The organism is Pseudorhodoferax sp. Leaf267, assembly GCF_001422405.1.
GTDB lineage: Bacteria > Pseudomonadota > Gammaproteobacteria > Burkholderiales > Burkholderiaceae_C > Pseudorhodoferax.
Genome location: NZ_LMMV01000023.1, coordinates 179,056 through 202,857 on the forward strand (window position 1 = coordinate 179,056; position 23,802 = coordinate 202,857).

At 70.5% G+C, this 23,802-nt stretch carries 23 protein-coding genes; 14 read left to right on the top strand and 9 right to left on the bottom strand.

The annotated features are described in order from the left end of the window. Nucleotides 1–3: 3 nt before the first annotated feature. The 3 genes from ASF43_RS22815 to ASF43_RS22825 are packed head-to-tail and all read right to left on the bottom strand — an operon-like array spanning nucleotide 4 to nucleotide 2,582. The gene (locus ASF43_RS22815; RefSeq protein ID WP_056186189.1) at nucleotides 4–1,074 is read right to left on the bottom strand and encodes an MSMEG_0568 family radical SAM protein; all 1,071 of its coding nucleotides are present in this window, start codon (nucleotides 1,072–1,074) and stop codon (nucleotides 4–6) included. Further along, a complete protein-coding gene (locus ASF43_RS22820; RefSeq protein ID WP_056186192.1) occupies nucleotides 1,037–2,086 on the bottom strand; it encodes a Nit6803 family nitrilase in 1,050 nt (349 codons plus the stop codon). Before ASF43_RS22820 ends, ASF43_RS22815 begins: the two co-directional genes overlap by 38 nt. 13 nt (nucleotides 2,087–2,099) lie before the next feature. Further along, a complete protein-coding gene (locus ASF43_RS22825; protein WP_056186195.1) occupies nucleotides 2,100–2,582 on the bottom strand; it encodes an MSMEG_0572/Sll0783 family nitrogen starvation response protein in 483 nt (160 codons plus the stop codon). Nucleotides 2,583–2,926: 344 nt separating this feature from the next. On the opposite strand from ASF43_RS22825, the gene ASF43_RS22830 reads away from it, so the two are divergent. Together ASF43_RS22830 and ASF43_RS22835 are read left to right on the top strand one after the other, a co-directional pair. Continuing rightward, nucleotides 2,927–4,318 carry a PLP-dependent aminotransferase family protein gene (locus tag ASF43_RS22830; protein WP_056186198.1) on the top strand — a complete coding sequence of 464 codons (1,392 nt, stop codon included), beginning with the start codon at nucleotides 2,927–2,929 and terminating at the stop codon, nucleotides 4,316–4,318. Nucleotides 4,319–4,381: 63 nt separating this feature from the next. Beyond that, entirely contained in the window at nucleotides 4,382–5,074 is a 693-nt protein-coding gene (locus ASF43_RS22835) for an extensin family protein (RefSeq protein WP_056186649.1), read from the top strand. A gap of 3 nt (nucleotides 5,075–5,077) precedes the next feature. Here the strand turns inward: ASF43_RS22835 and ASF43_RS22840 are convergent, their stop codons facing one another. Further along, a complete protein-coding gene (locus ASF43_RS22840; protein ID WP_056186201.1) occupies nucleotides 5,078–5,998 on the bottom strand; it encodes a LysR family transcriptional regulator in 921 nt (306 codons plus the stop codon). 120 nt (nucleotides 5,999–6,118) lie between these two features. Between ASF43_RS22840 and ASF43_RS22845 the strand changes: the two genes are divergently transcribed. Genes ASF43_RS22845 through ASF43_RS22860 form a run of 4 tightly spaced genes read left to right on the top strand, consistent with a single transcriptional unit; the run spans nucleotide 6,119 to nucleotide 9,609 of the window. Next, nucleotides 6,119–7,315, top strand: a complete 1,197-nt coding sequence (locus ASF43_RS22845) for a CaiB/BaiF CoA-transferase family protein (protein WP_056186204.1) — start codon at nucleotides 6,119–6,121, stop codon at nucleotides 7,313–7,315. Further along, nucleotides 7,312–7,791, top strand: a complete 480-nt coding sequence (locus tag ASF43_RS22850) for a MaoC family dehydratase N-terminal domain-containing protein (RefSeq protein WP_156373475.1) — start codon at nucleotides 7,312–7,314, stop codon at nucleotides 7,789–7,791. The genes ASF43_RS22845 and ASF43_RS22850 overlap by 4 nt, the downstream gene beginning before the upstream one ends. Before the next feature lie 23 nt (nucleotides 7,792–7,814). Next, complete coding sequence (locus ASF43_RS22855) at nucleotides 7,815–8,606, top strand: class II aldolase/adducin family protein (protein ID WP_056186209.1); 792 nt, start codon at nucleotides 7,815–7,817, stop codon at nucleotides 8,604–8,606. 25 nt (nucleotides 8,607–8,631) lie between these two features. Further along, on the top strand, nucleotides 8,632–9,609 hold the full coding sequence (locus tag ASF43_RS22860) for a tripartite tricarboxylate transporter substrate binding protein (RefSeq protein WP_056186212.1): 978 nt from the start codon (nucleotides 8,632–8,634) through the stop codon (nucleotides 9,607–9,609). A gap of 32 nt (nucleotides 9,610–9,641) precedes the next feature. On the opposite strand, the gene ASF43_RS22865 is transcribed toward ASF43_RS22860, so the two are convergent. Continuing rightward, a complete protein-coding gene (locus tag ASF43_RS22865; RefSeq protein WP_056186215.1) occupies nucleotides 9,642–10,577 on the bottom strand; it encodes a LysR family transcriptional regulator in 936 nt (311 codons plus the stop codon). Nucleotides 10,578–10,677: 100 nt separating this feature from the next. Between ASF43_RS22865 and ASF43_RS22870 the strand changes: the two genes are divergently transcribed. From ASF43_RS22870 to ASF43_RS22895, 7 genes are all read left to right on the top strand, one after another. Continuing rightward, nucleotides 10,678–11,694 carry a tripartite tricarboxylate transporter substrate binding protein gene (locus tag ASF43_RS22870; RefSeq protein WP_082498092.1) on the top strand — a complete coding sequence of 339 codons (1,017 nt, stop codon included), beginning with the start codon at nucleotides 10,678–10,680 and terminating at the stop codon, nucleotides 11,692–11,694. A 5-nt stretch (nucleotides 11,695–11,699) separates the two neighbouring features. Then, entirely contained in the window at nucleotides 11,700–12,761 is a 1,062-nt protein-coding gene (locus ASF43_RS22875) for a maleylacetate reductase (RefSeq protein WP_056186656.1), read from the top strand. Between the two features lie 30 nt (nucleotides 12,762–12,791). Then, the gene (locus tag ASF43_RS22880; protein ID WP_156373476.1) at nucleotides 12,792–13,748 is read left to right on the top strand and encodes an SMP-30/gluconolactonase/LRE family protein; all 957 of its coding nucleotides are present in this window, start codon (nucleotides 12,792–12,794) and stop codon (nucleotides 13,746–13,748) included. A 16-nt stretch (nucleotides 13,749–13,764) separates the two neighbouring features. Continuing rightward, entirely contained in the window at nucleotides 13,765–14,481 is a 717-nt protein-coding gene (locus ASF43_RS22885; protein WP_056186220.1) for a 3-oxoacid CoA-transferase subunit A, read from the top strand. Between the two features lie 14 nt (nucleotides 14,482–14,495). Further along, complete coding sequence (locus ASF43_RS22890; RefSeq protein WP_056186222.1) at nucleotides 14,496–15,140, top strand: 3-oxoacid CoA-transferase subunit B; 645 nt, start codon at nucleotides 14,496–14,498, stop codon at nucleotides 15,138–15,140. A gap of 163 nt (nucleotides 15,141–15,303) precedes the next feature. Further along, nucleotides 15,304–15,810: a helix-turn-helix domain-containing protein gene (locus ASF43_RS31820; protein WP_235578338.1), complete on the top strand. Its 507-nt coding sequence runs from the start codon at nucleotides 15,304–15,306 to the stop codon at nucleotides 15,808–15,810. Next, the gene (locus ASF43_RS22895) at nucleotides 15,726–16,946 is read left to right on the top strand and encodes an ATP-binding protein (protein WP_235578339.1); all 1,221 of its coding nucleotides are present in this window, start codon (nucleotides 15,726–15,728) and stop codon (nucleotides 16,944–16,946) included. The genes ASF43_RS31820 and ASF43_RS22895 overlap by 85 nt, the downstream gene beginning before the upstream one ends. Before the next feature lie 150 nt (nucleotides 16,947–17,096). On the opposite strand, the gene ASF43_RS22900 is transcribed toward ASF43_RS22895, so the two are convergent. Next, nucleotides 17,097–19,172: an NAD(+) synthase gene (locus ASF43_RS22900; RefSeq protein ID WP_056186225.1), complete on the bottom strand. Its 2,076-nt coding sequence runs from the start codon at nucleotides 19,170–19,172 to the stop codon at nucleotides 17,097–17,099. Nucleotides 19,173–19,307: 135 nt separating this feature from the next. Between ASF43_RS22900 and ASF43_RS22905 the strand changes: the two genes are divergently transcribed. Further along, nucleotides 19,308–19,685 (top strand): carboxymuconolactone decarboxylase family protein, encoded by a 378-nt coding sequence (locus tag ASF43_RS22905; RefSeq protein ID WP_056186227.1) that lies wholly within the window; start codon nucleotides 19,308–19,310, stop codon nucleotides 19,683–19,685. A gap of 75 nt (nucleotides 19,686–19,760) precedes the next feature. On the opposite strand, the gene ASF43_RS22910 is transcribed toward ASF43_RS22905, so the two are convergent. The 3 genes from ASF43_RS22910 to ASF43_RS22920 form a co-directional block, all read right to left on the bottom strand. After that, nucleotides 19,761–21,911 (bottom strand): hypothetical protein, encoded by a 2,151-nt coding sequence (locus ASF43_RS22910; protein WP_156373477.1) that lies wholly within the window; start codon nucleotides 21,909–21,911, stop codon nucleotides 19,761–19,763. 178 nt (nucleotides 21,912–22,089) lie between these two features. Next, the gene (locus ASF43_RS22915; RefSeq protein WP_082498093.1) at nucleotides 22,090–22,761 is read right to left on the bottom strand and encodes a DUF6064 family protein; all 672 of its coding nucleotides are present in this window, start codon (nucleotides 22,759–22,761) and stop codon (nucleotides 22,090–22,092) included. A gap of 22 nt (nucleotides 22,762–22,783) precedes the next feature. Continuing rightward, entirely contained in the window at nucleotides 22,784–23,725 is a 942-nt protein-coding gene (locus ASF43_RS22920) for an aldo/keto reductase (protein ID WP_056186230.1), read from the bottom strand. Nucleotides 23,726–23,802 lie beyond the last annotated feature (77 nt).

Sequence of the window (23,802 nt, forward strand, 5' to 3'; positions counted from 1 at the left end):
GCCTCAGCTTTCGTAGACCGAAAGCGACGAGCAGGCGCCGCACTTGCCGCAGCCGGCCTTGATGTCGGCCGAGCGCAGCTTGTGCGCGGCCACGCTCCGGCCCAGCGGCTCCAGGATGGACCGCATGAATTCGGGCGTAGGCGCCGGGTGGCTTTCCAGCGGCGTGCCGCTGATCGGCACGAAGGGCACGACGAAGGGGTAGACGCCCAGCGCCAGCAGTTGCTCGCAGATCGTGAGGATGGCCTCGCGCGTGTCGCCCAGCCCGGCCAGGATGTAGGTGCTGACCTGGCCGCGGCCGAACACGGCGACGGCGGCCTCGAAGGCGGCCATGTAGCGCGCGATCGGCACGCTGGCCTTGCCCGGCATGATCTTTTCGCGCACGGCCGGCGTCACGGCTTCCAGGTGCATGCCCAGCGTGTCGATGCCCGCGGCGTGCATGCGCTGGAACCAGCGGTCGTCGTCGGGCGGCTCGCACTGGCCCTGGATCGGCAGATCGACCGCGGCCTTGATCGCGAACGCGCTCTCGCACAGGATGGCCGCGCCGCGGTCGGTCGCGTTCGGCGTGCCCGTGGTCAGCACCATGTGCTTCACGCCGTCCAGCAGCACGGCTGCGCGCGCCACCTCGGCCAGCTGCTCGGGCGTCTTGCGCGCCACCGTGCGGCCGGCCGCCAGCGACTGGCCGATGGCGCAGAACTGGCAGGTCCGGGTGCGGCTCTGGTAGCGGATGCAGGTCTGCAGCACGGTGGTGGCCAGCACATCGCTGCCGTGCAGCGTGGCGATGTGCGAGTAGGGCACGCCGTCCAGCGTCTGCATGGCGTAAAAGCGCGGCTGCTTCGGGAAGCTGATGCGCGCGATCGGAATCGTGCCGCGCATGACGGTGCTGCGGCCCGTGGCGTCGGGCGCCTGCGCGACGAAGGGCGAGTCCCACGCGGTGGAGGTGTGGACCGGCACCATGATCGTGTGCCCGTCCACCGTCACGGCCTTGTGGTCCGACGGCCCGGCACCGCCGCGCCGGCTGGCGACGCCTGCGCTCGGGTCAACCAGCCGCAGCCCGAAGGACTGCAACTCGGTCATCAACTGCCGGCTCGATATCGGGGCGGAGGGGGTCATGGTGGGTGCTCCCGTGGGAGAAGTTGGAAGGAGAGGTCGTGGCCGGCATGGCGCACGTGGTCGTGGCGGGCCGGTCGTCCAGCGCCAGGCGCAGCAGCTCGGGCCGGGCGTAGTGGCCGACCGAATCCATCATGCGTTTGCGCTTGGTGATCAGCGCCATGTCCAGGTCGGCGACCACCATGCCTTCGCCCTCGGTCAGGGGCGGCGCCAGGTGCCTGCCCTCGGGCGACACGATGGCCGTGTGGCAGCCGCCGCGCAGCGCTTTTTGCAAACCCGCGTCGGGCGTGATGGCGGTGATCTGCGCGTCGGTGAGCCAGCCGGTCGCGTTGACGACGAAGCAGCCCGATTCCAGCGCGTGGTGGCGGATGGTGACCTCCATCTGCTCGGCGAAGATCGGCCCGACCAGCGAGCCGGGGAACTGCGCGCAGTGGATCTGCTCGTGCTGCGCCATCAGGGCGTAGCGCGCGAGCGGGTTGTAGTGCTCCCAGCAGGCCAGCGCGCCGACACGGCCGACGGCGGTGTCCACCACCTTCAGCCCCGCGCCATCGCCCTGGCCCCAGACCATGCGCTCGTGGTAGGTCGGCGTGATCTTGCGGCGCTTGAGCGCCAACGTGCCATCGGCGTCGAACACCAGCTGCGTGTTGTACAGGCTGCCATGGTCGCGCTCGTTCACGCCCAGCACCACGACCACGCCGCGCGCACGCGCCCGCTCGGCCACGGCCGCCGTCACCGGCCCGGGCACGACCACCGCGCGCTCCATGAGCCGGATGTGCGCCGGCCCCTGCAGCACGGGCGGCTGCACGAACGAGAAGTAGGGGTAGTAGGGCACGAAGGTCTCGGGGAAGACCACGATCTGCGCGCCGCGCGCCGCCGCGGTGTCGATGGCCTCGCACACCTTGTTCAGCGTTCCGTCCGGGTGTTCGAAGTCCGGCGCGATCTGGACGGCGGCGGCGCGCACGATGCGCTGTGTCGTCATGGCAGCTGCCGCCTCACAGCGTCCAGGTGTCCAAGATCACGGCACCTGCCTTCTTGTGCAGCAGCACGATGTCCAGCACGTCCAGCGGGTTGATCGGCGTGATGCCGGGGATCAGCGCGCCCTCGCCGTGCCCGTACAGCGCCTGCAGCGCGAAGCGGCAGGCGTAGACCTTGCCGCCTTCCTCCATGAACTTGGTGATCTGCTTGTTGAAGTTCTGGTGGCCGGGGAAGGCCTCGTCGCCCAACGTGGGAAAGCCGCGCTGCACGCCCAGCGTGACGCCGGGGCCGTACAGCAGCACCGAGGTCTCGTAGCCCTTGCGCTTGAGCCGCGTGGCCTGCAGCAGGTTCACGAAGCCGATGGAGCCTTCGAAGGCCACGGTGTGGAAGGTGACGAGTGCCTTCTCGCCGGGCTCGGCCTTCACGTCGGGGAACACTTTCTCTTCATAGTCGACCAGGTGTTCGCCGGCGACGTTGGGGGCTTTGCTGACTTTGGGCATGGGTGGCTCCGATGGGAAAGAACGTGGATGGAATGGGTTGCGCGCCCTGTTCTTTCGCATGCGCCGTGCCATGGAAAGGCGCAGGCCATGCGATCAATGCGCGATCAATCAGCGCGGGCGCCCTGTGTGGCCGGTCGAGAAATTTTTCGGCGCCTCGGCAGGCTCTTTGCGTTGCCGGGAGGGCGGCCGCGCTGCACCGCATTGACGCATGCGCCATGCGATCAATGCACCCGATCAAGGGGGTGCCATGCACGCAATCCATGCGCTGCTGGGCTGGAAGGCCGGCATGCTTCATGCGTCCATCCAGGGGCACCGATGCAATCAATGGATGCGATCAACTCGCCATGACCACCACCACCCAGCAGTGGCGCAAGCGCCTGGAAGCGAGCGACCGGCCGGCCTACCTGCTGCTGGCCGACCTGATCGCGGAGGACATCCGCACGGGCCGACTCACGGCGCGCGATCAACTGCCCACGCTGCGCGACCTGGCCGCCGAGCTGCGGCTGAACTACACGACGGTGGCACGCGGCTATGCCGAGGCGCGCAAGCGCGGCCTGATCGACTCGCGCTCGGGCACCGGCACCTTCATCCGGCGCAGCGGCCCGGCCGTGCCGCTGCGTGGCGGCAGCGGCGCCGAGATGACCATGAACCTGCCGCCCGAGCCGCAGGACGCCGCGCTGCTCGCGCGCATGCACGACAGCGCCGCGCGTGTGATGGCCGATTCCGACCTGTGGGACCTGCTGCGCTACCAGGACTTCGGCGGCTCGGTGCGCGACCGCGAGGCCGGCATGCAGTGGATCCGCCCGCGTGTGCCCGACTGCCGGCTCGACCAGATGCTGGTGTGCCCCGGCATCCACAGCGTGCTGGCCGCGCTGTTCTCGCAGCTCGCGCGGCCCGGCGAGCTGGTCTGCGTGGAGGCGCTGACCTACCCGGGCGTGAAGGCCATCGCCACGCAGCTCGGCATCGGGCTGCACGCGCTGCCCCTTGACGAAGAGGGGCCGATGGGCGAGTCGTTCGAGCACGCGTGCAAGACGCTCAAGCCCAAGGCGCTGTACGTGAACCCGACACTGAACAACCCCACCACCGCCACCATCTCGCGCGCGCGCCGCGAGGCGCTGGCCGACATCGCGCTGCGCTACGCCATTCCCATCATCGAAGACGACGCCTACGGCTTGCTGCCGCGCCAGATGCCGCCTGCCATCGCCACGCTGGCGCCCGAGCTCACCTACTACATCACGGGCTTTTCCAAGACGCTGGGCGCCGGCCTGCGCAACGCCTACGTGCGCTCGCCGAGTGCGCGCCAGTCGCAGCGCCTGGCCGGCGCGCTGCGCGCGACCACCGTCATGGCCTCGCCCATCACCAACGCGCTGGCCACGCTGTGGGTCGAAGACGGCACGGCCGAGGCCATGCTGCAGGCGGTGCGCGCCGAGTCCAACGCGCGCATGGCCATGGCCGTGCGCCACCTGGGCGCCTACGGCGTGGCCGCGCCCAGCGACAGCTTCCACCTGTGGCTGCCGCTGTCCACGGCCTGGAGCACGGTGGAGTTCGCGTCCTACCTGCGCACGCAGAACGTGGGCGTGGTCGCCAGCGCAGCCTTCTCCACCGACGGCATGCCGCCCGAGGCCGTGCGCATCTGCCTGGGTGGGCCGATGTCGCGCGACGCCTGCGACGAGGCGCTGCGCCTGATCGCCGACACGCTGTCGCACCCGCTGCATCCGCATGCGACGGTGACCTGAGCGCGGCCAAGGGATTGGGCGCCGTGCGCGCCCCACCGCGCGCCGGCCCCGCAGAATCGCGTGGTGCGCTACGTGCTGTCCCTCTTCGCCCTGGCCCTGGCCGCCGCGGTCGCCACGCACGGCCGGCTGTGGACGCTGCCGGACCGCCACAACCCCTGGGCGCCGCTGGCCTACGACGAAGCCCCCGGCTGGCTCACGCCCTACAAGCTGTCCAAAGTCTCCGCGCAGCCCGCCGCCTGCCAGGCCTTCCTGGCCACGACGCCGTGGCAGACCGAGCCCGTGCCCGACCGCGCCACCGGCCCGGGCTGCGGCTTCACCGACGCCGTGCGCGTGCGGCGCACGGCCGTGCAGGTGGGCGAGCCCTTCGTGCTGAGCTGCCGCGCCGCGGCCTCGCTCGCACTGTGGGAGCGCCATGTGCTGCAGCCGCAGGCCGAGGTGCTGCTGGGCGCGCCCGTGCGGCGCATCGAGCACTACGGCAGCTACGCCTGCCGCAACGTCTACGGCCGCGAGGCCGGCAACCGCAGCCAGCACGCGACGGCCGACGCGTTCGACGTCGCCGGCTTCGTGCTGCAGGACGGGCGCCGCATCACGCTGGCGCGGGACTGGGGGGCTGGCGATGACGCCAAGGGCCGCTTCCTGCGCGCGGTGCACCAGGGCGCGTGCGGGCTGTTCGACGGCGTGCTGGGGCCCGACTACAACCAGGCGCATGCAGACCACTTCCATCTGGACCGCGGGCCCTACCGCATGTGCCGCTGAGCGTCAGCCGCCGGCCGGTGGCGTGCGGTCGCCGTCCTCCTGGCAGGCGAGGGCCAGTTCGCGGAAGCGCCGCGCCGCCGGGTTGTAGGCGTCCTCGCGCGACGCCATGGCGAGCGCAATCGCAGCCGAGGCCGGCAGGCCGTGCACCGGCCGGAACACCACGTCGCGGGCCGCGAGCCGCGCGCTGACCGACGGCACCAGCGCCACGCCCATGCCGCTTTGCACCAGGCTGATGACGGTCTGCACCTGCGTGGCCTCCTGCGCCACGCGGGGCGCGAGGCCGGCCTGCTGGAAGGCCAGCATCACCATCGCGTGCAGGCCGGGCACGCGCGTGGAGGCGTAGTCGACAAACGGCTCCTGCGCCAGCATGACCAGCGTCAGCCGCTTCTTGCCGGCCAGCGCATGGCCCACCGGCAGCACGGCGCAGAACACGTCGCGCTCCACGATCTCGAAGCGCAGCGCGCTGGCCGAGCCTGTGGGATAGCGCACCAGGCCGATGTCGAGCTCGCCGCTTTCCACCATGGCCAGCAGGCCCAGGTTGGCCGACTCGCGCAGCACGAGTTCGACGCCGGGGTAGCGCGCGCGAAACGCCGGCAGCAGCCGCGGCAGCAGCGCGTAGGTGGCCGAGCCCACGAAGCCCACGCGCAGCAGCCCGCGCACACCGCCGGCCGCTGCCTGCGCCACACCGCGCAGGGCGGCGGCGTCGTTGATGCAGCGCTGCGCCAGCCCCAACGCGGCCACGCCGGCCGGCGTCAGCGCCACGCCGCGCGCCTGGCGCTCGAACAGCGGCGCGCCGACCTCGTCCTCCAGCTTGCGGATGGCCACCGACAGCGGCGGCTGGGCCATGTGCAGGCGCTCGGCCGCGCGCCGGAAGTTCAGCGTCTCGGCCACGGCGATGAATTGCTGGAGCTGGCGCAGTTCCATGTGAGGCTTTAGGCAAGAGGTATCGCTGAGGACATCAACGGTATTGGACGCGTTAAGCCTGCCTTCCTACCATGCAGGCATTCCCTAACCACAGCGCGGCCCGAGACACCGCGACAGCCGATGACCCCTGCGTCCCCCCTGCCACTCGACGGTGTGCGTGTGCTCGACCTGAGCGCCGTGGTGCTCGGCCCCTACGCCAGCCAGAACCTGGCCGAGTACGGCGCCGATGTCATCAAGATCGAGCCGCCCGAGGGCGACTCCACCCGCCGCACCGGCCCCAGCACCGAGCCCGGCATGGGCGCGATCTTCCTGGGTGTGAACCGCGGCAAGCGCAGCGTGGTGCTGGACCTGAAGCAGGCCGACGCCCGCGCTGCGCTGCTGACGCTGGTGGACACGGCCGACGTGCTGATGCACAGCATCCGCCCGCAGAAGCTGGCCGCCATCGGCCTGGACCCGGACACCCTGCTGGCGCGCAACCCGCGCCTCGTCTATGTGGGCCTGCACGGCTTTGCCGAAGACGGCCCCTATGGCGGCATGCCGGCATACGACGACATCATCCAGGGCCTGTCGGGCTGCGCTGCGCTGATGGAACGCCAGTCGGGCGCGCCGCAGTACTTCCCCACCATCGCGGCCGACAAGACGTCGGGCCTGGTTGCCACCCACGCCATCCTGGCCGCGCTGTTCCGGCGCGAGCGCACGGGCCAGGGCGGCTATGTCGAGGTGCCGATGCTCGAGTCCATGGTGGCGTTCAACCTGGTCGAGCACTTCTACGGCCACCACTTCACGCCGCCGCTGGCAGACACGGGCTACCCGCGCCTGTTCGCCCAGCACCGCCGGCCCTACCGCACGGCCGACGGCTACCTGTGCGCCATGCCCTACACCGATGCGCACTGGCAGCGCTTCTTCATCGAGGGCGGCATGCCCGAGGCCGCGGCCGACCCGCGCTTTGCCAACATCACCGAGCGCACGAAGAACATCGACGCGCTGTACACATTGGCCGCGCAGGTGATCGCCACGCGCAGCACGCAAGCGTGGCTCGAGGTCTTCGCCAGGCTGGAGGTGCCGGCCTCGCGCATGAACCGGCTCGACGAGCTGGTGGACGACGCGCACCTCAAGGCCACCGGCTTCTTCAAGACCATCGACGACCCGCGCATGGGCCGTTTGCAGTTCCCCGGTGCGCCCGTGCGCATCGACCGGCGCCAGCTGCCCGTGGGCATGGCGCCGCGCCTGGGCGAGCACACGCACCAGGTGCTGACCGAGGCCGGCATCGCGCCGCTGGCCACCACATCCCCCGCATGGCAAGGAGCACCGATATGACCGCACCGCAAAGCCCGTACCCGCTGCTGGGCCACGGCTTCTTCTGGCAGGACCTGGCCGTGGGCCAGAAATTCCAGACCTTCAACCGCACCGTGACCGAGACCGACCTGGTCAACTTCATCTCGTGCACCGGCATGCTGGAGATCATCTTCATCGACGCCGAAGGCGCGGCCAGCGCCATCGGCGGGCGACCCGTGCCCGCGGCGCTGACCTATTCGCTGATCGAGGGCTTCATCCTGCAGACCATGATCCAGGGCACGGGCATGGCCATGCTGGAGTGCACGCAGAAGGTGCTGGGGCCGGTGCGCGTGAACGACACCATCCACGCGGTGGTCGAGGTGGCCGGCGTGAAGCCCACATCCAGGGGCAACCGCGCCATCGTCGATTCGAACATCGACGTCTTCAACCAGCGCGGCGAAGCCGTCATGCGCTACACGGCGCGCCGCATGCTGGCCGGCCGGCCCGAAGCTTCCTGAACCGCCCCGCGAGGCCAACACCCATGAACACCACCGTCACACCCCGTGCCGCTTCCGTGCGCGAGCGCGTCAGCGATGCCGAATGGAAGGTCCGCACCGACCTGGCCGCCTGCTACCGCCTGGTGGCGAAGTACGGCATGAGCGACCTCATCTACAACCACATCACGGCCAAGGTGCCGGGCGATGCCAAGCACTTCCTGATCAACCCGTTCGGCCTGCTGTACACCGAGATCACGGCCTCGTGCTTCTACACGCTGGACCTGGACGGCAACGTGGTGGACAAGCCCGAGGGCGAGTTCGGTACGTTCCCCGTCAACCGCGCCGGTTTCATGATCCACAGCGCCGTGCACGGCGCGCGCAGCGACCTGCGCTGCGTGATGCACACCCACACGCGCGCCGGCATGGCGGTGTCGGCCATGCGGGACGGCCTGCTGCCGCTCACCCAGACGGCCATGCGCTTCTATGGCGCGGTGGGCTTTCACGACTACGAGCAGCCCACCGTGGACATGGGCGAGCGCGAACGCATCGCGCGCGACCTGGGGCCGCACAGCACGCTGATCCTGCGCAACCACGGCCTGGTCGGCTGCGGCCCGACCGTGCAGGACGCGTGGAACCTGATGTATTGGCTGGAGACCGCCTGCAAGGTGCAGGTCGACGTGCTGGCCAGCGGCGCCGCCATCAGCATGCCCAGCCCCGAGCTGGCCGCCACGATGGCCAAGCGCTACGGCCCCGAGGGAAAGATCAACTTCGCGCCGATGGAATGGCCTGCGCTGCTGCGCCAGCTGGACCGCGAAGACCCTTCCTACAAGACCTGAACCGATCCGAAAAAAGGAGACAAGCATGTTTTTCAAACCCCTCGCACTCGCCCTGGCCACCGTGGCAGCCCTCGTTGCACCGCTGGCCCGCGCGCAGGACGCCTACCCGTCCAAGCCCGTGAAGATCGTCGTGCCCTACGCGCCCGGCGGGCCGAACGACATCGTGGCGCGGCTCATCGCGCAAAAGCTCGGCGAGATCGAGAAGCAGTCGTTCATCGTCGAGAACAAGGCCGGTGGCGGCTCGAACATCGGCGCCGACTTCGTCGCCAGGGCGCCGGCAGACGGCTACACCTTCCTGATCGTGGCCACGTCGCACGCGATCAACATGACGCTGTTCCCCAAGGAGCAGCTCAAGTACGACCTGCTCAAGGACTTGACGCCCGTCTCCATGGTCATGACCGGCCCGCTGGTGCTGGTGACGCGGCCCGACTTCGCGGCGAACAACTTGAAGGAGCTGGTGGCTGCCGCCAAGGCCAAGCCGGGCGAGCTGTCGTTCGCCTCGTCGGGCAACGGCTCGTCGACCCACCTGGGCGGTGAGATGCTGAACACCGCCGCCGGCATCAAGACCATCCACGTGCCCTACAAGGGCAGCGGCCCGGGCCTGACCGACGTGATGGGCGGGCAGACCACCTACATGCTGGACACCATGATCTCGGCCACGCCCTTCATCACGTCGGGCAAGCTCAAGGCCCTGGCCGTGACGGGCAAGAAGCGTTCACCCGTGCTGCCAAACGTGCCGACGGTGGCCGAGCAGGGCTACCCCGGCTTCGAGGCCGTCGCCTTCATCGGGATGATGGCGCCCGCCGCCACACCCAAGGCCATCGTCGACAGGATCAGCGGCGACATGCAGAAGGTGCTGGCCATGCCCGACATCCGGGACAAGCTGGCCGCCCAGGGCTTCACCGCGGAATGGATGGCGCCTGCCGACTTCGGCAGCCATCTGCAGAAAGAGGTGCCCAAGTGGGGCGCCATCGTGAAGGGCAGCAACGTCAAGCTCGACTGATCTGGCAGCGCGCGCCCGCGGCCTGCACGGCTTCAGGCCGCGTTGGCCGTTTCGGCGTCCTGCACCCAGCTCGCCGAGCGCCCGATGCTGTCCAGCAGATGCTGCGTGAAGGCACGCGTCTTGGTGTTGGCGCGCGGCGCAGTGCGCAGCAGGAAGATGCCCGTGGCGTCCAGCGGCGGCGCGCCCTCCAGGTCCAGCGCCACCAGCTTGCCGGCAGCCAGGTCTTCGCCGATCGCCCAGTTCGGCATCAGCGCGATGCCCAGGCCCTGCGCGGCCGACAGCCGCCGCGCATCGCAGTCGTCGCACTCGAAGGCGAACTGCTCGGGCATCCAGGCCTGCGGCCCGGCCAGCTCGCGCCAGCCGCGCGTGCTGGTGCTGTGCTGGCGGTCGATCAGCCGGTGCCGCGCCAGGTCGTCGAAGTGCGTGGGGCGCCCGTAGCGCTGCAGGTAGGCCGGTGAGGCGCCGATGATGTAGCGCTGGTTGCCGATGCGCTGGCCCACCAGGCTGCTGTCGGGTTGCTGGCCCAGGCGGATCACCAGGTCGAAGCGCTCCAGCACGGCGTCGACCGTGCGCTCGGTCAGCTCCAGTTCCACGCTCAGCTGCGGGTGCTTCTCGAACAGCGTGCCCAGGTGCGGCACCACATGGCGCCGCCCGAAGGCCGGCACGCAGCTCACGCGCAACACGCCCTGCACCGTCTGCTCGGCCGACACCACCTCGCTGCGCACCACGCGCATGTCGTGCAGGATCTTCACGGCCCGGTCGAACAGCAGGCTGCCCGCATCGGTCATCACCAGCGCGCGCGTGGAGCGCGTGAACAGCGCGACCTTGAGGTCGTCCTCCAGCGCGTCGATCTGGCGCGCCACCGACGAGGCCACCAGGCCCTTGCGCCGCGCCACGGCCGAGAAGCTGCGGGCCTGGGCCACGTCCACGAACATCGCAAGGTTCTCGGCGAACTTGATCGATTCCATCTGTGCAACCTGCGCAAAGGCGTTTGGCAACTGGCGGTGATTCCATCGCCGGGGCGCAAACCATACCATCCGCCCACCGACCCTACAAGGAGACAAAGCGATGCCCGCAACCACCACCGCGCCGCCCGGCGCCACCCACCAGACGCCACAGGCGCGGGCCTCGCGGCGCCGGTTCGGCCTGGGCCTTGCGCTGTATGTTGCGTTGCCGGGCCTGGCGATGGCGCAGGACTTCCCGAGCAGGAACGTCACGCTGGTCGTGCCGTTCGCGGCCGGCGGCACGGTGGACAAGGTGGCGCGGCAGATCCAGGAGCCGCTGCGCGCCCGGCTCGGCCAGCCGCTGATCATCGAGAACAAGGGCGGCGCGGGCGGCACCATCGGCATGGCCGCCGTGGCCAAGGCCGCGCCCGACGGCTACACCGTGGCGCTGGTGTTCGACTCCTACGCCACCGAGCAGCACATCTACCCCCGGCTTCCCTACAACACGCTGCGCGACCTCACGGGCGTCTCGTACGTGGCGCGCTCGCCCATGGTGCTGGTGGTGCCGGCCGCGTCGCCCTACAGGACGCTGCAAGACTACGTGGCCGCCGCCAAGAAGCCGGGCGCCGTGTCGTTCGCGTCGGTCGGCGCGGGTAGCTCCAACCACCTGGCGGCCGAGCTGTTCCACGAGACGGCAGGCACCAGCGGCACGCACGTGCCGTTCAAGGGCGGCGGCCCGGCCATCACCGACCTGCTGGGCGGCCATGTCGATTCGATGATCGCCAGCCTGCCGCTGGTGCTGCCCCAGGTGCAGGGCGGCAAGCTGCGCGCGCTGGCCATCACCTCAGCGAAGCGCGCCGCCGCGCTGCCCGATGTGCCCACTGTGGCCGAGACCTACAAGGGCTTCGAGGTCTATTCCTGGGTCGGCATGGTGGCGCCTGCCAGGACACCGGTGCCGGTGCTCGACCGGCTGGCTGCCGACATGACGGCCACCTTGCAGAGCCCCGAGGTGGCCAAGCGCTTCGCCGAAGGCGGCTTCGAGGTGGTGGCCGGCTCGCGCGAGCAGATGAACCAGCTCGTCAAGGCCGAGAGCGAACGCTGGGGCCGCGTGATCAAGGCCCGCAACATCGTCGCGGAATGACCGCCATGCAGAACTTCACCTTCGTGAGCCGCGCGCAGCGCGTGCTGTTCGGCGCCGGCACGCTGCAGCAGACCGCGGCCGAGCTCGACGCCATCGGTGCGCGCAAGGCCATCGTGCTGTGCACGCCGCAGCAGCGGGCGCAGGCCGAGCAGGTGGCCGACCTGCTGGGCGCGCGCGCCGCGGGCATCTTCGACGGCGCCGTGATGCACGTGCCCATCGAGACGGCCCGCGAGGCGCGGCGCTTTGCCGCGCAGCAGGGCGCGGACTGCGCGGTCGCCATCGGCGGCGGCTCCACCATCGGCCTGGGCAAGGCCATTGCCTTCGACTCGGGCCTGCCGATCCTGGCCATCCCCACCACCTACGCCGGCTCAGAGATGACGCCCATCTACGGCCTGACGGAGGCCGGCCTCAAGCGCACCGGGCGCGACCTGCGCGTGCTGCCGCGCACGGTGATCTACGACCCGCAACTGTCGCTGGGGTTGCCGGTGCGCATGTCGGTGGTGAGCGGCATCAACGCCATCGCCCATGCGGCCGAGGGGCTGTACGCGGCCGACGGCAACCCGGTGATGAACCTGATGGCCGAGGAAGGCATTGCCGCGCTCGGCCGCGCGCTGCCGGCCATCGGTCGCGATGCCGGCGACGTGCAGGCGCGCGCCGATGCGCTGTACGGCACCTGGCTGTGCGGCTCGGTGCTGGGCAGCGTGGGCATGGGCCTGCACCACAAGCTGTGCCACACGCTGGGCGGCAGCTTCAACCTGCCGCATGCCGAGACGCACACCATCGTGCTGCCGCACGCACTGGCCTACAACGCCGCGGCCGCGCCCGAGGCCATGCAGCGCATCGCGCGCGCGCTGGGCGGCACGTATGCCGCGCAGGCCGTGTACGCCCTGGCCTGCGACAACGGCGCGCCGCTGGCCTTGAAGGACATCGGCCTGCAGGCCGCCGACCTGGACCGCGCCTGCGCCATCGCGCTCGAGAACGAATACCCCAACCCGCGTCCCATCGAGGCCCGGGCCCTGCGCCAACTGCTGCAGAACGCATACGACGGCGTGCCGCCGGCGGCCTGAGCCCCTCACCCTGACAGACGGAGACATTCCATGCACCACAGAGTCTTGTGGCAGGCGCTCGCCTGCGCGTTCATCGGCCGCGCTGCGTACGCGCAGGCCCCCAATCCGGGCACCAGCGTGCGCGCGGTCGTGGTCGCGCAGCAGTCTGCGCCCTCGTTTCTGGAAAGCATCGCAGTCGGCCCCGACAACGCGCTGTACGTGACCGATTTCCAGGGCCGGCAGATCCTGCGCTATGCCGACGACAAGGGCTTCGCCGTGGTGGCCCGCCTGGACGTGCACCCCTGGGGCATGGTGTTCGACAGCGACGGCACGTTGTACTTCGGCGCGGCCGACCGCGGCATCAGCGACAAGACCTCACCGCCCACGCAATGGGTTTACCGGATGTCGCGCGGCCAGGCGCCAGAGCGGCTGCTCAAGATCGAAGACGCCAAAGCCCTCAACGGCATGACGCTGCTGGCACCCGGCCGGTTGCTGCTGGCCGATGGCCGGGGCGGCACGGTCTGGCACCTGGACGTGCGCAGCCAGGCGGTCTCGCGCTGGCTGCAGGACGAGGCGCTCGACGTGCCAGCCGGCTTTGCGCTGCCCACGCCGGCGGCCAACGGGCTGAAGATCCACGCCGGGCATCTCTACATCTCCAACACGGCGCGCGCCACGATGCTGCGCGTGCCGATCGGCGCCGACCTGGCGCGGGCCGGCGCGGTGGAAGTGTTCGCGCAGCCGGTGCGTGCCGACGACTTCGTGTTTTCTCCGCTCGGCAACCTCTACTACACGACGCACCGCAAGGAGATCATGAAGATCACGCCGGCCCGTGTGGTGTCCGAGGTGCCCGGCATCGGGCCGGAGCTGGTCGGCAGCACGGCGCTGGCCTGGCGCGCGGGCGATGACGGCCCGTTCGCCATCAACGATGGTGGCTTCATCGCGCACCACTGGTATGGCGGCCCGGCGCCCGCGGCATCGAACCTCGTGCGCCTGCACGGGCTGGACTGAACAGGAGGGCACTCACATGATCAACAAAATCGCAGCCTCCATCGGCGAGGCGCTGGCCGGCATCGCAGATGGCGCCACCGTGCTGATCGGCGGCTTCGGCACGGCCGGGGTGCCCAACGAGCTCATCGGCGGCCTGATCGAGCAGGGTGCGCGTGAGCTCACCGTGGTCAACAACAACGCCGGCAACGGCGACACCGGCCTGGCCGCGCTGCTGCAGGCCGGGCGCGTGCGCAAGATCATCTGCAGCTTCCCGCGCCAGGCGGACTCGCAGGTGTTCGATGCGCTGTACCGCGCCGGCCGGGTCGAGCTGGAGCTCGTGCCGCAGGGCAACCTGGCCGAGCGCCTGCGCGCGGCCGGGGCCGGCATCGGCGCCTTCTTCACGCCCACCGGCTACGGCACGCCGCTGGCCCTGAACGCCGACGGCAGCGCGAAGGAAACGCGCGTCATCGACGGCAAGCCCTACGTGCTGGAGCTGCCCATCCACGGCGACGTGGCGCTCATCAAGGCCGAGTGCGGCGACCGCTGGGGCAACCTGGTCTACCGCAAGGCCGCGCGCAACTTCGGGCCGGTCATGGCCATGGCCGCGCGGCGCACGGTGGCCACGGTGCACCGCACGGTGGAATGCGGCGAGCTGGACCCGGAGGCCATCGTCACGCCGGGCATCCATGTGACGCGCATCGTCCAGATCGGCCATGCGGCCACCCAGGCCGGTGGCTTGCGGCAAGCCGCATGAAGGGGATTGCAGCCATGGCCCACTACCAACCCCGCACCAAGGACGCACTGGCCCGCCGCGTCGCGCAGGACATCCACGACGGCGCCTACGTGAACCTGGGCATCGGCATGCCGACCTGCGTGGCCAACCACATCCCGCCCGACATCGAGGTGGTGCTGCACAGCGAGAACGGCATCCTGGGCATGGGCCCGGCGCCGGCTGCCGGAGACGAAGACTACGACCTCATCAACGCCGGCAAGCAGCCCGTCACGCTGCTGCCGGGCGGCGCCTATTTCCACCACGCCGACAGCTTCGCGATGATGCGCGGCGGGCATCTGGACATCTGCGTGCTGGGTGCGTTCCAGGTCAGTGCCACCGGCGACCTGGCCAACTGGAGCACCGGCGAGCCCGGCTCCATCCCCGCCGTGGGCGGCGCGATGGACCTGGCCATCGGTGCCAGGCAGACCTGGGTGATGATGGACCTGCTCACCAAGCAGGGGCACAGCAAGATCGTCGAGGCCTGCGCCTACCCGCTGACCGGCATCGGCTGCGTCAAGCGCATCTACACCGACCTGGCCACGCTGGCGTGCACGCCGCAGGGGTTGCGGTTGGTGGACAGGGTGGAGGGGCTGTCGCATGCGGAGTTGGAGGAGTTGGTGGGCTTGGTCATCGCGGTGTGAGCAGTTGCTGATCGCGCAGAAGTGCGCGGGCGCAGGGCGCGGCGGAGTTGAAAACGCTGCTGCGGCCGAAGCGGAAAGTGCGGCAAACTCGACACGCGAATCACGAATGCCGCGCTGCCCGCGACTGACGTTTTCGCGTTCTCAAGACTGCTGCCCTGAACGCATGACCCTCGAAGACCAGCACACCGACCGCAAGTCCTTGCGCACCGTCAGTGGCAAGACGGCTGACTGGGCTGCGCTGGCGCAAGACGCGGTTTGCTTTGCCAACGGCGCGGGCGGCCGCCTGCTGATCGGCATCGAAGACGGCGAAACCTTGCCACCGCCCGGCCAAACGGTGGCGCCCGAGCTGCTGGACCGGTTGCGCAAACGCATCGGCGAGCTGACGGTCAATGTGCAAGCCCTGCCCAGCCTGCGGCGCGCGGCCAACGGCGGGGTATTTATCGAACTCGTGATCGAACGCTCGGGCGCCGTGGCGTCCACGCGCGACGGCCGCTACTTCCTGCGTGTGGGCGACACCTGCCAGCCGGTGCTGGGCGACGACGGCTGCGCCTGGCCAACGAGCGGCCGGGCCGGCCCTGGGAGGCGATGGACAGCGGCGCGGCGCGCGGTGCGACCGATGCCGACAAGCTGGCCCGCTTCGTTGCCGGCATCCGTGCATCGGACCGTGTGAAGGATTCGGTGCGCGAGAAGACGCCTAGTGAGTTGCTGACCCACTATGGCCTGGCGCAGGGCCGCCACCTCACCCGCCTGGGCGTGCTGCTGCTGGGCCGCACCGAAGACCGTCGCGCGCTCGGCACGGCGCCACTGGTACAAGCCATCAAGTACGACGAACAGGCCCAGAAGATCAACAAGTGGACGTGGGACGACCACACCTTGTCGCCGGTCGAGCTGGTCGACGCCATCTGGCGCGAGCTGCCCGACTTTCGCGAGAGCTACGAGGTGGCAGAAGGCATGTTCCGCCGCAGCGTGCCGGCTTATGACGAGAAGGTGGTGCGTGAGTTGCTGGTCAATGCGCTGGTGCACCGGCCCTACACGCAGCAGGGCGACATCTACCTGAACCTGCACCCCGAACGCCTGGAGGTGGTGAACCCCGGGCGTCTGCCGCTGGGCGTGGCGCCGCGCAACATGCTGCACGCCAGCCGGCGCCGCAACGAGGCGATGGCGCGGGTGTTCCATGACTTGGGGATGATGGAGCGGGAGGGCAGTGGCATCGACTTGGTCTACGACCGGCTGCTGTCACTGGGGCGGCCGGCGCCGGTGCTAGACGAAGGCACTGACCGCGTGCGCATGACCATCCAGCGGCGCATCGCCAAACCGGAGGTGATGCAATTGCTGAGCGAAGCCGACGCGCGCTTTGAGCTCACCCAGCGCGAGCGCATCACGCTGGGCGTTCTGGCGCAGACCGAGGGCCTGACAGCACGCGAACTGGCCGCCCAGCTCGAAACCGATGGCAGCGAGGCGCTGGCGGTGTGGCTGGGTCAGCTGCTGCGCAGCGGCCTGGTGCTGAGCGCTGGCCAGACTTCCGGCAAACGCTATTTCGTGGCGCCCGACTGGCTGCGCGGCGCTCGGCTGGACCGGCAGACCACGCGCAGCCGCGTGGCGCCCCACCGGCTGCGGGCGTTGATCCTCGAAGACCTGCAGAGGTACCCGGATTCGTCGTCCAGCGATGTGAACCGACGCATCGGTGCCGAGGTGTCGGCCAAGACCGTCAAGCGCGCACTCGATGAACTGGTGGCTACCGGCAGCGTGCGGCTGGCTGGTGGGCGCCGATGGAGGCGCTACAGCCTTGCAGTGCCTTCGGCATAAAGGATAAATGCGCGCAAAGTTTGCCAAGCGGCTTGGCTCACTAACCGTTGGATTTCGTCAAGTGGCTGATTCGTAAGGATTTCATAAAGGCCAATTGCTTGGCTTTGTCCTTTACGCCAGCATCTTTGTCCTTTAGAGATCTCCCGCCCTTCACCCCTCCACCGGTATCCCCGCCACCTCATCCATCCAGATCCGCGCCTCCGCGTCACTCGGCGCACGCCAATCCCCGCGCGGCGACAGCGAGCCGCCCGAGCCCACCTTGGGCGCGTTCGGCACGCAGCTGCGCTTGAACTGGCTGATCTGGAAGAAGCGCCAGACGAAGGTCTTCAGGTGCTTCTTGATGTCCACCAGCGCGTAGGCGTTGCGCGGGCCGTGCAGCGTCTCGGGCCAGGGGCCGGCGTCCACGTCGTGCCAGGCCGCGTGCGCGAGGTAGGCGACCTTCGATGGCCGAAAGCCGTGGCGCACGATGTAGTACAGGTGGAAGTCCTGCAGCTCATACGGCCCCACGGTGTCCTCGGTGCGCTGGCCGGGCTGGTCCTGCGTGCCTTCGGCGTTCGCGCCGGTCGGCACGAGCTCCGGGCTGACCTCGGTCGCCAGGATGTCGCGCAGCACCTGGCTGCCGGCCTCGCCCAGCCAGTTCTGCCCGGCGACCCAGTGCACCATGTGCTTGATCAGCGTCTTGGGCACGCTGGCGTTCACGTTGTAGTGCGACATGTGGTCGCCTACGCCGTAGGTGCACCAGCCCAGCGCCAGCTCGGAGAGGTCGCCCGTGCCGGCCACGATGGCGCCGTGGTGGTTGGCCAGGCGGAACAGATGGCTGGTGCGCTCGCCGGCCTGCACGTTCTCGAAGGTGATGTCGTAGACCGGCTTGCCCTCGGCATAGGGGTGGCCCAGGTCGGCCAGCATCTGGCGGCAGCTGGGGCGGATGTCGATCTCCTGCGCGCTGCAACCCACGGCGGCCATCAGCCGGTGCGCCTGCTCCAGCGTGCGGCCGGTGGTGGCAAAGCCCGGCATGGTGTAGCCCAGGATGTGGCTGCGCGGCCGGCCGAGACGGTCCATGGCCTGGGCCAGCACCAGCAGCGCGTGCGTGGAATCGAGCCCGCCCGAGATGCCGATCACCACCTTCTCGATGCGCGCGGCCTCCAGCCGCTGCACGAGCGACTGCACCTGGATGTTGAAGACCTCGTGGCAGCGCGCGTCGCGCGTGGCGGCATCGGCCGGCACGTAGGGGAAGCGCTCGACCACGCGGCGCAGGCCGCCCGGCACGCTCTGTGGCGGCGGCAAATCGAACTCCACCGTGCGCCAGCCGGCCAGGGCCTCGCGGTGCTTGCCGGCCGACACGCCGAAGCTGTTCTGCCGCATGCGCTCGTGCGCCAGGCGCTCCAGGTCCACGTCCGCGAAGATGGTGTGCGAGACATTGCTGAAGCGCTCGCTCTCGGCCTGCAGCTCGCCGCCTTCGTAGATCAGCGCCTGGCCGTCCCAGGCCAGGTCGGTGGTCGATTCGCCGATGCCGGCCGACGAGTACAGGTAGGCCGCCAGGCAGCGCGCCGACTGCAGGCCCACGAGCCGGTGCCGGTAGTCGGCCTTGCCGATGGTGATGTTGGAGGCCGAGAGGTTCACGAGCACCGTGGCACCGGCCAGCGCTGCGTAGCTGCTGGGCGGGATGGGCACCCACAGGTCTTCGCAGATCTCCACGTGCAGCGCCAAGAGCGGCTGCTGGCGCGCACGGAAGACGAGGTCGGTGCCGAAGGGCACGCTCTGGCCGTTGATCTGCACCGTGGTGGAGACGGCCGTGTCGGCCGCTGCGAACTGCCGGCCCTCGTAGAACTCGGCGTAATTGGGCAGATAGGTCTTGGGCTGCACGCCCAGCACCTGGCCGCCGGCCACGATGGCGGCGCAGTTGTAAAGCCGGTGGTCCACGCGCAGCGGCAGGCCGACGATGGCCACGGTGTGGCGCTCTCGCGTGGCCTCGGCCACGCGGGCCAGCGCGGCCAGCGCGCCCTCCAGCAGCGCGCTCTGGTGGAACAGGTCGTCGCAGGTGTAGGCCGACAGGCCCAGCTCGGGAAAGGCCACCACGGCCGCGCCCTGTTCGCTGGCCTCGGCGTACAGGCGCACCGTCTCCTCGGCGTTGTACTTGGTGTCGGCCACGCGGTTGCGCGGCACGGCCACGGCCAGGCGCACGAAGCCATGGCGATAGGGGTTAAGGAAGGGGAGTTCGTTCTGCACGGCGCGCGATCCTTTGTCATGGGGCCGGGGCGGGCCCGGCTCGGGTCGATTCTGCCGCCGTTTGTCGGGCGGGCGCGTCGGCGATCATGTGCGCCAGGGTTTGCCGTTTTCCAACCACTTCACGAGGACATCACCATGGACCAGGACGCTTTCGACAACGGGCTCAAGACGCGCCGCGAGGTGCTGGGCTCGGCCTATGTCGACGCCGCGCTGCAGGGCGCGGACGACTTCAGCCAGCCGCTGCAGGAGTTCGTCACGCAGTACGCGTGGGACGGCGTGTGGAACCGCCCGGGCCTGTCCCGCCGCGACCGCAGCCTGCTCAACCTGGGCATGCTGGTCGCGCTGAACCGGCCGCACGAGCTCAAGATCCACCTGCGCGGCGCGCTGAACAACGGCGTGACGAAGGAGGAGATCCGCGAGGCCTTCCTGCAGGCCGGCGTCTACTGCGGCATGCCCGCGGCCGTCGATGCGTTCCGCACCGCGCGCGAGGTGTTCAAGGAAGTGGAAGGCTGATCCCCCACGATGCAGCCAGCGGCTGATGCGGCCGTCACGGCGCGGGGTCTCGGGTGTTCCTGGCCTCTGAAGCTCTCAGCCCGACAGGCTCGCCAACGCCCCGAGCCAGTTCAGCCGCCAGGCGGCCAGCGCCAGCGCCGCCACCAGCAGCCCGCACAGCAGCACCAGCCGACCATGGCCCGGCTCGGCGAACGGATCGGGCAGGCGCTGCGTGCCCGGCGGCAAATGCGCGGTCTGCGACAGCGACGCGCCCAACCGTACGTTCAGCCGCATGCGGCCGTTGATGGCCCAGCCGCTGGCGTCCAGGATCGGGCCCAGGCTGCGCTGGCGCAGCTTGAGCCAGGCGATCAGCATGCTGGGGCCGGAGATCGACAACACGATGCCCAGGATGGCCATCGGGATCCACCAGCCCAGCTCCACGAACTTGCCGAACACGCCGACGATCACGGCGCTGATGCTGCCCAGCGCCACGCCCAGCGCGGCCACGGTGCCCACGTCGAAGCGCCCGCGCGCCGCGGCGGCCGGGGCCGCGTCGGCTGCAGCCGGCTTGGCCGCGCTGGGCACCTTGTCGGCCGTGGCGATCTGGCCGGCCCAGCTGCCCAGCTTGCCGGTCTGGGTCTGGTCGCTGGCGGCGGCACGCTTGGCGACCTGCTCCTCGACCATGCGCAGGAACTTCTTGTACGGCGACATGAAGGCCTGGCCGATGCTGATCGGGTTCTCGATGACCTTCACGATGCGCGCGTCCCAGTCCTGGCCCTCGCGGTCGTAGAACAGGCCGTTGCGGCCCACGAAGAGGAAGTCCACGTCGCCGGCCGTGAAGGCTGCGGCAATCGTCATCTTGTCCTTGCCGCGCGTGCATTCGCAGTAGGCCAGGTAGGCCTTGGCCAGGCCCGCGACCACGGCGTGCTTGGCGGCATCGGCCACCTGCACCGTGAGCTCGCAGCTGCGCCCATCCAGGTAGAGCCGGCCGGCCTGGAACACCGCGCCTTCGCGGTGGTAGAAGGCCTCGAACGAGACGAAGTTGCGCAGCAGCGCCACCAGGTCGCGCTGCAGGCGCAGCAGCTTTTCGAGGTCGTTGACCAAGCCCTGCTGCGGGGCGGCGGCGCTGTCCTGTGCGATGAGCGCGTCCAGTCGTGCGCGGGCGGCCGGCAGGTCGTCGCCGAGCAGCGTGCGCAGGGCTTCGGTGCCCAGCGCGGCCACAGGGCTGGTCGGGCGCGTGGTCAGCCAGTCGCGGCAAGGGGCGACCAGGGTCTTGAGCTGCTGCCATTCGGCCTCGGTCAGGGTGTCTCGTGCGCCGTCGACCAGCAGCGGTGCGACGGCCTGCGTGCGCAAGGTTTGCAACGCCGGTTGCCAGGCCGGGTTGGCGGCGCCGTCCAGCGGCAGCGCGCGGCCGACGGCCACCGGGGCCAGCGGCAGCTGCGCCAACAGCTCACCGGTCAGCGACAGCGGCTGCAGAGCGCGGCCACGCAGCTCTTCGGGCGGCGGCGCACTCAGTGCCTCGGCCGCGCGCGGGTCGTAGCCGGCCAGCCGGCAGCGCGCGAAGAAGTCCTCCACCTTGGCATGCACGGCCTCCACGGCCTCGGCCGCGCTGCGCAGCGTGCCGCAGTCCTGCTCGCCGCGCGCGTGCCAGGCCAGCAGCTTCTCGGCCGCGTCGAAGAAGGCCTTGGCGTGCGCGGCGTCCACGCCCGGCGTGCCGCCCGCATCGGGCACGCCGCCCTGTGTGGCGACGATGCGCTCGACCAGCGCGCGCAGCGGCGCGTCGTCGCCAGCCGAGGCCGGCGTCACGATGCCGTCGCCGTTGAAGGGCTCGCCGGCCAGGTGCTTCTGGCGCTCGGCCAGCACGTCCAGGCCGATGTCGGCGCTGCCGGCCTCGCCATGGCGCTGCAGGCTGCGCCGTGCCTCCTCGGCCAGCGCGCGGCCAGTGTCGTTGTCGGCCAGGTCGGCCAGCGCCAGGCGCTTGCCGCCCCGCAGCAGCAGGTCGGCATCGCGCAGCCTGGCGCAGGCCCAGTCGCAGGCGGCCAGCAGCTCGGGGGCGCGGATGCGGCCGTCGTGGTCGGTGTCGATCAGGTCCAGCGTGCGCGTGTCGAAGTGCAGGCCGCGCGTCGGGCAGGCCAGCGCGACCCAGAGCTTCTGGTCGAGTTCGTGCAGGTGGGCGATGTCGGCGCCGCGGGCGATCAGGACCTGATCGACGCCGCCTGCCCGGAAGAATTGCCAAGCATGGGACATGGGTGGGACTGCGGCGCGCGCCGGGCACGCCGTGGGTGCGAGAAATGCGGGAAAAGCGAGGCTCGAGCCTCGCACGCCTGCCGGGTTGCAGCCAGCATCGGCCGCCACGCATAGGTGTAGGACGCCGCCTTCTCCGCCGGCTGGCGCGCCCGTGGCTGCGGTCTGGCGCAGCGCCCCGTCAGCGTGGCGCGCGCGCGGCGGCCAGGGCCAACAGCGCGGCGCCCACCAGCACCCAGGTGTCGGGCGCATGCAGCGTCCACAGCGTGGCGGCGCTGATCGCGCACCACAGCAGCGGCACCAGCCAGGGCAGGGCGCCCACGGCCCGTGCGCGGCCGCGTGACAGCAGCAGCAGCAAGCCCAGCGTGCCCACCGCGGTCGCATCCGGCGTCAGGCCGAACAGCGCGGCCTGCTGCCAGGGCCGGCCGAACAGCAGGCCCACGAACGGCTGGAGCAGCACCGCGAACGCCGTCAGCCCCAGCCCCACGCGACGCACCCAGGCTGGCCCGCTGCGCGGCTGCCAGCCGCTGCCCGGCCAGGCCATCGCGCCCAGCAGCAGCGCCTGCAGCACGAACCCGCCCGCAAACCAGGGCGCGGCCGTGTGGATGCCGGCATAGCGCTGCGCGTGGAAGGCCCAGGCCGTGAAGGCCCAGCCGAGCGCGACGAGCACGCAGGCCACCCGCCAGGCCGAATGCCGCCGCGCCAGCAGCCACCACACGATCCCGCCCAGCGGCAGCGCCACGCACTGCGCGGGCCAGACCTGCGCGTTGTAGAGCGCGAACATGCGCTGGTAGGTGCCGGGCGAGAACATCAGGAAGTCCGCCAGGCTGTAGGTCCACCATTCGAGGATCACACACCCCCAATTAACGACATGCCTACAGCGCCGCCACGTGCGCCGCCATGCGCTGGCGCAGCGCCGCGTCGGGCATGGGGCCGCGGGCTGCCTCCATGTTCTGCTGCACATGCACGACCTGGCTGGTCGCGGGGATGGCGCAGGTCACGGCCGGGTGCGACACGACGAACTTCAGCGCCACCTGCGCCCAGTGGCGGCAGCCGATCTCGGCGGCCCAGCCCGGCAGCGGCTGGCGGCGCAGGTCGGCCAACAGGTCGCCCTGGCGGAACGGGCGGTTCACGAGCACGGCAATGCCGCGCTCGGCCGCCAGCGGCAGCAGGCGCTGCTCCACGTCGCGGTCCAGCAGGTTGTAGCTGAGCTGCACGAAGTCCAGCGGGTGGCGCTGCATCAGCGCTTCCATCTCGCGGTGGCGCCGGCCCTCGGACGTGGTGATGCCCACGTGCCGCAGCTGGCCCGCGGCCTTCATCTCGAACAGGCGCGGCAACTGCGTCTCCCAGTCCAGCAGGTTGTGCACCTGCAGCAGGTCGAACGGGCGCTGCAGCTGCCAGCGCTGGCGCGAGGTCGCGATCTGCGCGCGGCCGCGCTCGGCGCCGCTGGTCCACACCTTGTCGGCCGCCACGAGCTGCGCGGGCCGGCCCAGCTGGGCCAGCGCCTGGCCGATCACATCCTGCGCCGAGCCGTACATGGGCGACGAGTCGATCAGCCGCCCGCCGGCCGCGAAGAAGGCCCGCATCACGGCCGTGGCCGCGGCCCGGCCCTGGGGGTCGTCGCCGACGTTGAAGGTGATCCAGCTGCCCAGGCCGACGACGGGCAGGGCGTCGCCGGTGGACGGCACGCGGCGGGTCAGCGGGGCGGGCGCGGGCGCCTGCGCGTGGGCGGGCAGCAGCGCGGCGGGCAGGCTGGCGGCTGCGGTGTGCAGCAGCAGGCGGCGCGTGGAGGAGGGCAGGGGCAGGTGGGTGGGCATGGCACAGGTGCGATGCACGCGCCGCGCGGAAGTTCAGTGCGACAGGGCAAGACGCCAGACCACGCAAGCCGCGTCGG

Excerpts from the sequence above, each read along its gene's own strand:
- ASF43_RS22820 (WP_056186192.1), bottom strand. The coding sequence starts at position 2,086 with ATGACGACACAGCGCATCGTGCGCGCCGCCGCCGTCCAGATCGCGCCG.
- ASF43_RS22825 (WP_056186195.1), bottom strand. The coding sequence starts at position 2,582 with ATGCCCAAAGTCAGCAAAGCCCCCAACGTCGCCGGCGAACACCTGGTC.
- ASF43_RS22855 (WP_056186209.1), top strand. The coding sequence starts at position 7,815 with ATGAACACCACCGTCACACCCCGTGCCGCTTCCGTGCGCGAGCGCGTC.
- ASF43_RS22905 (WP_056186227.1), top strand. The coding sequence starts at position 19,308 with ATGGACCAGGACGCTTTCGACAACGGGCTCAAGACGCGCCGCGAGGTG.
- ASF43_RS22885 (WP_056186220.1), top strand. The coding sequence starts at position 13,765 with ATGATCAACAAAATCGCAGCCTCCATCGGCGAGGCGCTGGCCGGCATC.
- ASF43_RS22845 (WP_056186204.1), top strand. The coding sequence starts at position 6,119 with ATGACCCCTGCGTCCCCCCTGCCACTCGACGGTGTGCGTGTGCTCGAC.
- ASF43_RS22895 (WP_235578339.1), top strand. The coding sequence starts at position 15,726 with ATGGACAGCGGCGCGGCGCGCGGTGCGACCGATGCCGACAAGCTGGCC.
- ASF43_RS22860 (WP_056186212.1), top strand. The coding sequence starts at position 8,632 with ATGTTTTTCAAACCCCTCGCACTCGCCCTGGCCACCGTGGCAGCCCTC.
- ASF43_RS22815 (WP_056186189.1), bottom strand. The coding sequence starts at position 1,074 with ATGACCGAGTTGCAGTCCTTCGGGCTGCGGCTGGTTGACCCGAGCGCA.
- ASF43_RS22850 (WP_156373475.1), top strand. The coding sequence starts at position 7,312 with ATGACCGCACCGCAAAGCCCGTACCCGCTGCTGGGCCACGGCTTCTTC.
- ASF43_RS22865 (WP_056186215.1), bottom strand. The coding sequence starts at position 10,577 with ATGGAATCGATCAAGTTCGCCGAGAACCTTGCGATGTTCGTGGACGTG.
- ASF43_RS22875 (WP_056186656.1), top strand. The coding sequence starts at position 11,700 with ATGCAGAACTTCACCTTCGTGAGCCGCGCGCAGCGCGTGCTGTTCGGC.
- ASF43_RS22840 (WP_056186201.1), bottom strand. The coding sequence starts at position 5,998 with ATGGAACTGCGCCAGCTCCAGCAATTCATCGCCGTGGCCGAGACGCTG.
- ASF43_RS22890 (WP_056186222.1), top strand. The coding sequence starts at position 14,496 with ATGGCCCACTACCAACCCCGCACCAAGGACGCACTGGCCCGCCGCGTC.
- ASF43_RS22910 (WP_156373477.1), bottom strand. The coding sequence starts at position 21,911 with ATGTCCCATGCTTGGCAATTCTTCCGGGCAGGCGGCGTCGATCAGGTC.
- ASF43_RS22920 (WP_056186230.1), bottom strand. The coding sequence starts at position 23,725 with ATGCCCACCCACCTGCCCCTGCCCTCCTCCACGCGCCGCCTGCTGCTG.
- ASF43_RS22880 (WP_156373476.1), top strand. The coding sequence starts at position 12,792 with ATGCACCACAGAGTCTTGTGGCAGGCGCTCGCCTGCGCGTTCATCGGC.
- ASF43_RS22830 (WP_056186198.1), top strand. The coding sequence starts at position 2,927 with ATGACCACCACCACCCAGCAGTGGCGCAAGCGCCTGGAAGCGAGCGAC.
- ASF43_RS22870 (WP_082498092.1), top strand. The coding sequence starts at position 10,678 with ATGCCCGCAACCACCACCGCGCCGCCCGGCGCCACCCACCAGACGCCA.
- ASF43_RS31820 (WP_235578338.1), top strand. The coding sequence starts at position 15,304 with ATGACCCTCGAAGACCAGCACACCGACCGCAAGTCCTTGCGCACCGTC.